9 protein-coding genes are annotated in these 12,451 nt (G+C 37.5%); all 9 read left to right on the forward strand.

Going from position 1 to position 12,451, the window contains the following annotated elements; translation table 11 throughout:
• Positions 1–33: 33 nt before the first annotated feature.
• The 9 genes from NFR27_RS01670 (at position 34) to NFR27_RS01710 (ending at position 12,437) form a co-directional block, all read left to right on the forward strand.
• Positions 34–762, forward strand: coding sequence for a TVP38/TMEM64 family protein (locus NFR27_RS01670; RefSeq protein WP_251440733.1), 729 nt, complete (start codon positions 34–36; stop codon positions 760–762).
• Between the two features lie 131 nt (positions 763–893).
• The gene (locus NFR27_RS01675) at positions 894–2,090 is read left to right on the forward strand and encodes an aminotransferase-like domain-containing protein (protein ID WP_251440731.1); all 1,197 of its coding nucleotides are present in this window, start codon (positions 894–896) and stop codon (positions 2,088–2,090) included.
• 228 nt (positions 2,091–2,318) lie between these two features.
• Positions 2,319–3,146, forward strand: coding sequence for a P-loop NTPase (locus tag NFR27_RS01680; protein ID WP_251440729.1), 828 nt, complete (start codon positions 2,319–2,321; stop codon positions 3,144–3,146).
• 125 nt (positions 3,147–3,271) lie between these two features.
• Positions 3,272–4,672: an anion permease gene (locus NFR27_RS01685; RefSeq protein ID WP_251440727.1), complete on the forward strand. Its 1,401-nt coding sequence runs from the start codon at positions 3,272–3,274 to the stop codon at positions 4,670–4,672.
• A 212-nt stretch (positions 4,673–4,884) separates the two neighbouring features.
• Positions 4,885–6,222, forward strand: coding sequence for a M18 family aminopeptidase (locus NFR27_RS01690; RefSeq protein ID WP_251440725.1), 1,338 nt, complete (start codon positions 4,885–4,887; stop codon positions 6,220–6,222).
• 7 nt (positions 6,223–6,229) lie between these two features.
• Positions 6,230–6,925, forward strand: a complete 696-nt coding sequence (locus tag NFR27_RS01695; protein WP_251440723.1) for a hypothetical protein — start codon at positions 6,230–6,232, stop codon at positions 6,923–6,925.
• A 106-nt stretch (positions 6,926–7,031) separates the two neighbouring features.
• Complete coding sequence (locus NFR27_RS01700; RefSeq protein ID WP_251440721.1) at positions 7,032–10,478, forward strand: pyruvate carboxylase; 3,447 nt, start codon at positions 7,032–7,034, stop codon at positions 10,476–10,478.
• A gap of 209 nt (positions 10,479–10,687) precedes the next feature.
• Positions 10,688–11,176, forward strand: coding sequence for a cupin domain-containing protein (locus tag NFR27_RS01705; protein WP_251440720.1), 489 nt, complete (start codon positions 10,688–10,690; stop codon positions 11,174–11,176).
• A gap of 340 nt (positions 11,177–11,516) precedes the next feature.
• On the forward strand, positions 11,517–12,437 hold the full coding sequence (locus tag NFR27_RS01710) for a VirK/YbjX family protein (protein ID WP_251440719.1): 921 nt from the start codon (positions 11,517–11,519) through the stop codon (positions 12,435–12,437).
• The last annotated feature ends 14 nt before the right edge of the window (positions 12,438–12,451 follow it).

A 12,451-nucleotide genomic window follows, 5' to 3' on the forward strand; every position in this document is an offset into this window, starting at 1 on the left:
TTTCTTCGTATCTTTTTATTTTAAGGACTATATATGAAAGCTGAAACTAAAATCAAAGTAATGGTTACTATATTAGCTGTAGTATTGCTAGGCAGTATTGAAGTATTTGTGCCTGGATTCTATGCTGATATGGTTGATTTATTAGGGACTGGTGATGTACAACACATAGCTGAAGTATTACAAAGTTATGGCGCTTGGGCTATTGTTATTAGCTTTATTCTTGATGTAATCATTAATATAGCAGGTTTTTTACCATCTATATTTTTCTCTACAGCAAATGGCTTGATTTTTGGTCTAATTCCGGGGATTATTATTTCCTGGTTAGCTGAAACGGTGGGCGTTATTATTAGTTTTATGATTATGCGTTATTTTTTGCGTGATTCTGCCGAAAAGTTAATTCAAAAGAGCCAATTTTTATTAAAAGTAGATGATTTCAGTAGTAATAATGGCTTAGCTGTTATGCTTTTTGCCCGGACCATTCCGTATTTTCCATCAGGGATTATTACAGCCTTAGGAGCTATTAGTCGTATCAGCCTTCGTGACTATGCCATTGCTAATTTAATTGGCAAGTTCCCATCTACTGCATTAGAGGTTGTGGTAGGGCATGATGCAGTAATGCTTCATGAGCATTTAGACCGATTGACAATAGTTATTGTGGGCGCCACTGTTGTGTATATTATTGCTTGGTTTGGTTATAAACGGTGGATGAAAAAGCGTGAACAAGGAAAATCTGAAAATAAAGAAAAGAAAGAAATTTCTTAATTGTGTAGCCAAGTATAGCATTTCATAGTAAAATAAATAATCATATTATCATAAGCGTGCTCTTAGGGGCACGCTTGTGTCATATAGTTAATAGTAGTGAAGTAGCATAGTAGGTTAAAGGAGAGAGTTACATGAGTTTTACATTTCAAATTCCTGAAAAAGCAATGTTAAAGGGTCCTAATTTCATTCGCAAAGTATTTGAACGAGGTGCAGGGATTCCTGGCTTTATTAGTTTTGGTATTGGTAATCCTGCATCAGAAGCGATTCCAGTGAAGGCCATTCAAGAAGCTTTTGACTATGTAGTAAATAATAATCCTATTGAATTACTACAATATGGGCCTATGGCAGGTGATGCAAAGTTAGCTCAGCAGACAGTAGACCGTTTAATTACCGTTAGACATATGCCCAGTGAAGGGCAACAGCTGCTTATTTCCATTGGTGCTGGTCAAGATTTAGGACTAGTACCGCGTACACTTTGTGAAGCTGGTGATGAAGTATATATGGATGCCTATACATTTACTAATGGCATTACGGCCGTTCGTAATGTAGGGGCTAAGGCAATTGGCATTCCAATGGATGATAAAGGTATGATTCCAGAAGCGTTAGCAGAACGGGCAAAATCAGGTAAGGGTCGTTATATTTATTTAATTCCTAATTTTCAAAATCCTACAGGCATTACTATGCCTTTGGAGCGGCGTAAAGAAATTTATGCAGTAGCGGCTAAATATAATTTATTCATCTATGAAGATGATCCATATGGGGAAATTAGTTTTACTGATTATAGTGTGCCTACTTTTAAAGAAATGGACACGGATAATCGTGTTATTTATGCAGGTTCGTATTCGAAAACCTTGTCTGCTGGCTTGCGCGTAGGCTTTTTATATGGTCCTAAACAAGCGATTGAAGCGATTCAAGCACTTAAAAATAATTCAGATGGACAAATGCCACTAGTTACACAGCGAGTTGTGTCTCGTTTATTAGATGTGCTTGATTATGATGCGCAAATTCAACATGTAGCTAAGGTTTATAAAGAAAAAGCGGACTTAATGATGGCGACATTCCGCGAACATGGTAGTGATAAAATTCACTTTGTAGAACCGACAGGTGGCATGTTCCTATGGATGACAATGCCTGAAGGGGTAGACTGTGATGCGTTCTTTGAAGCTTGTATGGAACATAAGGTAGGGATTGTACCAGGGGCGGCGTTTGCTGCTGACGGTGTGCCAGCAGGGCAATCTTTTCGTTTCAGTTTTACGTATCCATCCAAAGAAGATATCGTTAAAGGCATGACGATTGTAGGGCAATTGACAAAGGAATTTGTAAAATAATAAATTACTAAATAAAAGCAAATAATAAAAGTAAATAATACTACGGTAGATAAAAGTAAAATATATATGATTATGAGAGCGCAGGACATATGACCGAAGGTTATGATAGGCTTGCGCTCTATTATATTGAAAAAAGCCGATTAATATGCTAAACTTTAAAAGAAGATATATGTCTTCACTAATTATATATATGTAACAGCAATAGCTGATTGAAAGTAGGTGTTGATTATGGCATGTGGCAGTTCAGGTGGCTGCAGCGGTTGCTCGTCAGCTTCATCTTGCGGTAGTGCTCAACAAACCCCGCCAGATTTGACGGCAAAACTTAATGAATTAAGCAGTGTTAAACACGTTATTGGCGTAGTCAGTGGTAAAGGTGGCGTAGGTAAATCCTTAGTAACGTCTTTATTGGCCATTACTATGGCGCGTCGTGGTTTTAAAGTAGGGATTCTTGATGGCGATATTACAGGTCCATCAATTCCTAAAGTATTTGGTATTAAAGGCAAGGCTCATGTTGACGAATTGGGGATGTATCCGCTAACGTCAGAAGGTGGTATCGATGTAATGTCGGTTAACCTTTTATTAGAGAACGAAACTGATCCTGTATTATGGCGTGGTCCTATTGTGGGCAATGTGGTGAAACAGTTCTATACAGATGTAATCTGGAAAGACTTAGATTATCTATTTGTAGATATGCCACCAGGAACAGGTGATGTAGCCTTAACAGTATTCCAGTCTTTATCCTTGGATGGGATTGTAGTTGTAACTTCACCACAAGATTTGGTATCTATGATTGTAGAAAAAGCTGTAAAAATGGCTGAACTTATGCAGATTCCAATCATTGGGGTTGTAGAAAACTTCTCCTACTTCCATTGTCCAGATAATGGTAAAGATTATAAAATTTTTGGTGACAGTCATATTGACGATGTATTGAAACGATATGGTTTGTTATTATTAGGTCGTTTACCAATTGATCCAAACGTAGCAGCTCTTTGTGATGCCGGTAAGTTAGAAGAGATTGACAAAACGAACTTAGAATCCGTTGAATTGCCACAATAGGTAATTAATAGTCGGACTCTTATCACAGGTTGCTCATCTTTAAATTATGAAAGAAGAGTAGCCTGTGTTTTTTATATAACACATTATTCAAGTAACAAAGTTGTTATCAGAAAGAGGGCGTGTTCATGAAAAAGTATATGTCTTGGATTATTCCAATTGTGGTGGGGGTAGCCATATGGTTTTCTCCAGTACCAGAGGGATTAAAACCGCAAGCTTGGCATTTATTTGCTATTTTTGCAGGGACAATTTTAGGTTTTATTTTACAACCATTGCCAATTGGGGCCTTATCTATTATTAGTATTGTTGTTTCCGCAGTGACTAATACATTAAAAATTGGTGATGGCCTAGCAGGCTTTGCCAATACAGCCATTTGGTTGATTGTAGCAGCTTTTTTATTCTCCCGTGGCTTTATTAAGACTGGCTTAGGTAAGCGTATTGCGTATACTTTGATTACTGCAGTAGGTAGTAATTCTTTGAAATTATCTTATGCGTTAGTTATTAGTGATTTTATTTTATCACCAGCTACACCATCTAATACAGCTCGTGCGGGTGGTGTTATTTTCCCTATTACTAAATCGTTGGCATCGGCCTTTGGCTCTGAACCAGGTCCTACTGCTCGCAAAATTGGGGCCTTCTTAATCCAAACGATTTACCAAGGGAATACGATTACGTCGGCTATGTTTATGACCTCTATGGCAGGGAATACTTTAGTGGCGTCTTTAATTGCAGCATCCTTTGGGTATACTATTACTTGGGGTGACTGGGCTATGGCGGCTATTGTGCCAGGGCTTGTGGCCTTAATCGTTATGCCATTGGTTTTATACTTTATCTATCCACCAGAGTTAAAAGATACTCGTGAAATTCAAGCTCATATTGCTGAAGAATTAAAAGGCTTAGGGGCTATGAGTTTTGCAGAAAAAGTAATGCTTGGCGTATTTATTTTATCTTTGATTTTATGGGCAACTAGTCAATTTACTGGTTTAAATGCGACTACAGTAGCCTTATTAGGGGTAAGCATTCTTTTAATTTCTAAAGTATTGACTTGGTCTGATGTAACTGAAGAAAAAGGTGGCTGGGATACCTTAATTTGGATGGGGACTATGATGGCTTTAGCGTCTCAGCTTAATAAACTTGGTTTTATTCCATGGTTTGCGGATATGGTAGGTGCTGAAGTACAAGGTATTAGTTGGGTAGCAGCCTTCTTAATTTTGTTATTAGTGTATACTTATTCCCATTATATTTTCGCAAGTTTGACAGTACATATTACAGCTATGTATGTAGTATTTGTAGCGGTAGCTATTAGTGCTGGTACACCACCATACTTAGCTATGTTTGCATTTGCCTTTTTCTCCAACTTGTGTATGTCTTTGACACACTATGCGGCGGGACCATCGCCAATCTGCTTCAATGCAGGCTATATGACACAAAATACGTGGTGGCGTCTTGGTTTTATTGCATCGGTAGTAAACTTAATTATTTGGTTAGGTCTTGGTTCCGTTTGGTGGAAAGTATTAGGTCTTTGGTAGTATTAAGTTTGTCAGAGATGTATTAATTAGGTAGTGAATTGATAGTTACTTGAATTTTGAAAAGAGTATAAAAGAGTATAAACGAAGGCTTACTTCTTTGTTGATTGTAGTAGTATCACCGTTATTTACAATCCGTGGAAGGCAAGCCTTCTTTTTCGTTTTAATGGCAATTGTGCTATAATAGCTTTATAGTTGAACATATGAGGTGAACTATGAAAACAGTAGCAAGATTATTAGATTATATAGATAATAGCACATCGCCGTATCATACCGTGAAGGCGAGTGCTGATATTTTATTGGCTCATGGCTTTAAAGAATTACAATTAGAAGATATTTGGTCACTTAGTGAAGGTGACTATTTTATTAGAGTATATGATACAACGTTAATTGCGTTTCATCTTGGCAGTGATATGCGAGACTCTTTACGCATTGCATCGGCTCATACTGATTTTCCTGCTTTACGGGTGAAACCGAATCCTTTAGTGGAAACTAAAGGGTATGGCAAGTTAAATGTAGAAGCTTATGGTGGTTTGATATTAAATACTTGGTTAGATCGGCCTTTATCTATGGCTGGTGTAGTAGTGACACGGTCTAATGATCCATTTCACCCAGAATTACATTATATTGATATAGCTCGGCCTTTATTGACAATTCCTAATTTGGCTATTCATATGAATCGTGAGATTAATAATGGGGTTGCTTTAGATAAGCAACTTCATATGATGCCTCTTTTTATGATGTCAGAAGGAGCAGAACCTATTACTGTCAGTGGTGTAGACGGTAGTTCGGGAATAAATGCTGATGACGATTCAGCGGAAGCTGATGCATGGTTGCAATTTTTAAGCGAACAGGTGAAACGGCCTGTGGAAGATATTTTATCCTATGAATTGACCTTGTACCCTGTAGAAGGGGGCACTACCTTTGGGCGTTATGAAGAATTTATTAGTTCGCCACGTATTGATAATTTGACGTCCTGTATGGCTTGTTTAGAAGGGCTATTAGCCGCTCAGGTTAGCGATGCAGAGGGCTTACGCCTTATAGCCTTATTCGATAATGAGGAAGTAGGGAGTCGGACGAAGCAAGGTGGTGCTTCTACCGTATTAAGTCAAATTGTAGAGCGAATCTATATGGCTATGGGTTATACTAAGGAAGAATGCTATGCAGATATGGCTGGCGGCTTTATGATTTCAGCGGACGTAGCACATGGCTATCATCCTAATTATCCAGAAAAGAATGACCTTACTAATGTGCCTGTTCTTAATAAAGGATTAGTTTTGAAGGTCGCGGCTAGTCAGTCTTATGCTGGTGATGCCTGGGCTATGGCAACCGTAAAGGCTTTGTGTGAGACAAATCAAATTCCATATCAAATATATGTTAATCGTTCAAACATTCCTGGTGGATCTACAGTAGGTTCAATTTCATCTGCATTGATGGCTATGCGTACCATGGATGTGGGCGTTCCTATTTTGGCGATGCATTCGGCTCGTGAAACGATGGGGACTAATGACCAGGAAGCGTTGGAAAGCTTAATGAGAGCGTTTTTACGATAGGAGTCCTATGTTAACAGAGTATACAGTGCTTATTACAGACGCCCTAAATACGCCCTATGGTAAGCTCATTTTAATTATATTAATTTTTCTAGCTGGGCTAGGCATGTCATTAGTGCCAGAAACAGTGGCAACTATTTTGCCACGCTTAGCTGGGCACATTTATAAACGTATTTATTTTGCCATTGGTATGGCGGCCTCTATTATAGTAGTAGGGGTATTAGGATCTTGGATCTTAGGGCCGTATAGTATTGGTGGTGCAGCTTATATAATATGGGCTGTTTTATTAGTCGTCATGGCTTTACAAGCTTTTGAATGGGTTGCTTTTATTCATCCTTCACCACTGCGAGGGCGTGAAGAGCGACGTTTAGAACGACGTGGTACACCGTGGCAGCGGACGTTAGCCATAGTTCGTCAAGGCTTGTTAGTCGGTCTTTCATGGCGATATGATCGGTTGCCAATTTATATCTGGTTAGTTGCTACGATTGCGATTGCTGGTTGGAAATTGGCATCAATGTTAATCATATCCTTTATTATTGGATATTTAATCCCTGTATTTTGGTTGACGAATCGTTTAGAACGGCTAGCTAAATTAGTAACGCGACCTAATTACCGAACGGGTATTCTTTGGTTCAAGCGTTTAATGGGGATTGTTATGGTATTAGAAGCCTTGTATTTCATAGGCCTTTTAATTACCTATTACTAACAGGTTATCTCATGTATGTATTGTGTATACATGAAATATAAAGGTTGTATTCTGGAGGGAATACTTCTACAATGTAGAGAGGTAACAAAGTTGAGGAGGAAGTCTCATGAAAGAAATTAAATCTGTATTGGTTGCCAATCGTGGTGAAATTGCTATTCGCGTATTCCGTGCGTGCAATGAAATGGGAATTCGCACAGTAGCCATTTATTCAAAAGAGGATTCGCTTTCTTTGCACCGCAATCAAGCGGATGAAGCCTACTTAGTAGGACGTGGTAAAAAACCAGTTGATGCGTACTTAGATATTGAAGATATCATTCGCATTGCCCATGAACATGATGTTGATGCTATTCATCCTGGCTACGGCTTCTTGGCAGAGAATGCCCGTTTTGCTAAGCGATGTGAAGAAGAAGGGATTATTTTTATTGGTCCTCGCTTAGAGCATTTAGAAATGTTTGGGGATAAAGTAAATGCACGTATTCAGGCCAAACTAGCTGGTATTCCTATGATTCCAGGTAGTGATGGGCCTTTAAATAATTTTGAAGAACTCGAAGAGTTTGCTAAAACGCATGGTTTCCCATTAATGATTAAAGCTGTTAATGGTGGTGGCGGCCGTGGTATGCGTGCTGTTGAATCCATGGGTGAATTGCGTGAAGCTTATGATCGTGCTAAATCAGAAGCTAAGATGGCCTTTGGTGACGATGAAGTATATGTTGAAAAACTCATTGTTGAACCTAAACATATTGAAGTTCAAATTATGGGGGATAGTCATGGTAATGTAGTTCATTTGCATGAACGTGACTGTTCTGTACAACGACGCCATCAGAAAGTTGTTGAAATAGCACCAGCCTTTGCATTGCCACTTGAAACTCGTCAACGCATTTGTGATGCGGCTGTTAAAATTATGAAAAATGTTAAATACGTAGGGGCTGGTACGGTAGAATTCCTTGTTACTAATGATGGTAATTTCTACTTTATTGAAGTTAACCCTCGTATTCAGGTAGAACATACTATTACTGAGTTAATTACAGGTATCGACATTGTTCACACTCAAATTCGTGTAGCTGAAGGATATTCCTTATTTGATGAAGAAGTAGGCATTCCTACACAAGATAAAATTGAATGTAATGGTCAGGCTATTCAGTGTCGTATTACAACAGAAGATCCTAGCAATAACTTTATGCCTGATACTGGTAAATTAGTTGCTTATCGTTCAAGCGGCGGTTTTGGTATTCGTCTTGACGGTGGTAACGCCTTTACTGGTTCAGTTATTACGCCTTATTACGACTCCTTGTTAGTAAAAGCGTCTTCTTGGGCCTTAACACCAGAAGAGTCTATTCAAAAAATGCTACGTTGTTTACGTGAATTCCGTATCCGTGGTGTTAAAACAAATATTCACTTCTTGATTAATGTATTGGAAAGTCCAGAATTTATTGCAGGTACTTGCAATGTAAACTTTATTGATGAACATCCTGAATTGTTTGTCTTTAAACAAGTGCGTGACCGTGGTACTAAAATGTTGCGCTATATTGCTGATGTTACGGTTAATGGCTATCAAGGTTTGGGTCATCAAGATGTACCTGATTTTGAACCAATTCAGATGCCACCATTGCTTTCTATTAAACCACCAGCTGGGACAAAACAAAAATTTGATGAATTAGGACCAGAAGGTTTCTCTAAATGGTTGATGGAACAGAAACAAGTATATTTCACAGATACAACTTGGCGTGATGCGCATCAATCTTTATTTGCAACTCGATTGCGTACAGTCGATATGGCTCGTGTAGCTGGTGAAGCAGCTCGTGGGGTACCTAATCTATTCTCTTTAGAATGTTGGGGCGGTGCTACATTTGATGTAGCGTATCGTTTCTTACATGAAGATCCATGGGAACGACTTCGCATGTTCCGCAAAGAAGTACCAAATGTATTATTGCAAATGTTGCTTCGCGGTGCTAATGCAGTAGGTTATACTAGCTATCCAGACAATGTAGTGCGTCAATTTATTAAATTAGCAGCTGCTAATGGGGTTGATGTATTCCGTGTATTTGATAGCTTGAATAGCTTAGATAATATGCATGTAGCTATTGATGAAGTACGTAATCAGAATAAGATTGCGGAAGTTTCCTTATGCTATACAGGCGATATTTTAGATGCTAGTCGTCCAAAATATAATTTAGATTACTATGTGAAGATGGCAAAAGAAGTGGAAAAAGCGGGTGCTAATATCATTGCTATTAAAGATATGGCAGGCCTTTTAAAACCACAAGCTGCTTATAACTTAGTATCTGCGTTAAAAGATGCTGTTGATTTACCTATTCATTTACATACTCATGAAGGGGCGGGCAATGCCATTTATAGTTATGGTCGTGCTATTGATGCTGGTGTTGATGTAGTTGACGTAGCGTATTCTGCTTTTGCTAATGGTACAAGCCAACCTAGCATGAACTCTTTATATTATGGTTTATCTGGTCATGAACGTCAGCCTGAAATGGATGCAAACTATATGGAACACATGTCTCATTATTTTGCTTCCATCCGTCCATACTATAAAGGCGTAGATAAAACAAATCCATACCCTAGCACTGAAGTATATCAACATGAAATGCCAGGTGGTCAATTCTCTAACTTACAACAGCAATCTAAGAGTGTTGGTTTAGGTGATCGCTGGGATGAAGTTAAGACTGTATATCATCAAGTTAGCATGATGTTTGGTGATATTATCAAAGTAACACCATCCTCTAAAGTTGTAGGTGATATGACTTTATTCATGGTTCAAAATGATTTGACAGAAGAAGATATTTACAATAAAGGGGAAACATTAGACTTCCCACAATCCGTTGTAGAATTCTTCCAAGGATATTTAGGAGTTCCTTATCAAGGTTTCCCTGAAAAATTACAGAAAATCATTTTAAAAGGTAAGAAGCCATTGAAAGGTCGCCCAGGAGCTTCCTTAGAACCAGTTGATTTTGAAGATGTTCGTAAGAAATTGATTGATATGGGGTCTCCCGCTACTGATGAAGATGTTATTGCCTATTGCTTATATCCAAAAGTATATAGTGATTATGTAGAATTTAATGGTGATTATGATGACATTTCTGTACTAGATACACCAACATTCTTCTTTGGTATGCGCCGTGGTGAGTCTATTCATGTAACCATTGAAAAAGGTAAAATGTTGATTATTAAATTAATCCATGTTAGTGAAGTGGATGAAGATGGTAATCGTATTATTAGCTTTGAATTTAATGGTCAGCCACGTGATATTAAAGTGCGTGATAAACATGTTAAGACAACGGGTGTGGTACGTCATAAAGTGGATAAAACACAACCTGGTGAAGTGGGTGCTACTTTATCTGGCTCCGTTGTTAAGATTCTCGTTAAGAGTGGTCAAAGCGTCTTGAAGGGAGAACCTTTAATCGTAACAGAAGCAATGAAGATGGAAACTACCATTACTTCACCTATCGATGGTATCGTTGGCGAAGTATATGTGCGTGAAGGTAGTCGTATTGAAAGTGGCGATTGCTTGATTAAGATTCAAGACCGTTCTAACTCTTAATAGGTATATTTCAAATAATTGAATCATGTATGAATATATAACATCAATATTGTGGATATTGTGTTCATGCTAATTTAGAAGAGGTCCTAGGGCCTCTTCTTTTTATAGTTTTTATTTGACACTTGACTTAAAGTTAACTTCAAGGTGTAGTGTAAGTATATGAATAATATACCTTATGTATTTAGCTAATGTAAAAATGGAGGATATGAATGGCTATGAACACAAATAAAAAAGAATATACTAATATTAATGGACTTCCTATAACTGTTGCTACAACAGAAGGTGAACATGCAAAGTCTATGATATTCCCTATAGGGGAAGAAAATGTCGCCTTTGCTCAATATTTTGTTGGTACTAGTTATTTAGCACCTATTGAAACTAAGTCGTTGGGGATTTATAATGTGACCTTTGAGCCTAAATGTCGTAATGATTGGCATATTCATCATGGTGATAAAGGAGGCGGACAAATTTTAATTGGTGTAGGCGGTCGTAGTTTTTATCAAGCGTGGGGTGAAGAACCTCAAGAGATTTTAACAGGTACTGTGATTACCATTCCAGCGGGTGTAAAGCATTGGCATGGTGCTGATGGGGAACATTGGTTTTCTCATTTAGCTATTGAAGTGCCTGGTGAGAATACAAGTACAGAGTGGCTCGAACCAGTAAGTGACGAACAGTATTTGGCGGTAGTTAAGAAATAATTTATGTTAAATTGACTATAATTGACGGTTGAGGAAAAAGAAAATTACTGTTAACAAGACTAGTATCTAATTAAGATATTTATAAAAAGACTGTTACATAAAGTAACAGTCTTTTTTCTATGGACTTTGATAGTTCTTTTCGCCATTTCGTGTTACAATAGATTAGAAACCCTTTACCATATAAGGCGTTTTAAAAAATTAAGAATACAAGATATTGATAATTTGTGTATTTTTCTTCGGGGCATATAAAATGGCAAACTATTGATAGAAGGAGAGAACACATTAAAAGATAATACAATGTAGTGCAATGTAGTAATAGGTAGATGTGAGGAGTGTAAGTATGTTTTCATATGCAAAAAAACAATGGGCCTTAGGTCGTTCTATTTATGGTTATAAGAGCTGGCGTGAAAAGCGACGGATTACATTATTTGTAGGTCGCTCTTATAAAAATAAGAAGCAACTAACAGAATTAATAGAGTATTTTGATACCTATGCTCCATTACCTAATTTGTTATCACGGCATGAAGGTATTTATGAAGTGATTAATCGTGTGTTTTTATTTAAAAACTCTACGGCACAACAGCGCTTAGAAGCTATTAAAGAACACTTTGATATGTTACCTCAATATTTTCAGGCACAGGCTATTACTGAGATGTATAATCCTGATGTGAGCCATGCCATTACTATTTGGGAGAATGAGGAATTAAATTTAAAAAGTGAACTTTGGTTTCATACGGGTCAACGTAAAGAAGGTTTTTTAAGTTTATTTTTAAATTATGATGGCGAATGGGTGTATCATATTAATTTCCGCCTAGGTCATGGATTTAATGGTGAACCTTGTATTTGGATTGGTACAATTCAAGGGTCTCCAAATGGTTTAGAAAAAGCTAAAAAAATTACGAAAAAGATGCACAGTTATAGACCAAAGAATTTTATGTTCTTCTTGATGCGTCAACTTGCTACTAATATGGGAATTTCTTCCTTATATGCCATTTCTGATGAAGGTTTCTATACTAATAGCCATTTAATTCGAGGTAATCGTTCTAAAAAAGTTCAATTTGACCCATTTTGGGAAGAATTAGGCGGCGCAGTATGTCCGGAAGATAGTAAGTATTTTCGGATTCCACTAGCAGAAGAACGAAAAACCTATGAAACAGCTAAAACTCATAAACGCAATATGTATCGTAAGCGTTATGAAATGTTAGATCAATTTATCGATGAAATTGCTAATAATAGTAAAGCTTATGTTTTGTCAAAATAATAAGAAGTTAATAT

The sequence above is a fragment of the Veillonella intestinalis genome (assembly GCF_943192895.1).
Lineage (GTDB): Bacteria > Bacillota > Negativicutes > Veillonellales > Veillonellaceae > Veillonella_A > Veillonella_A intestinalis.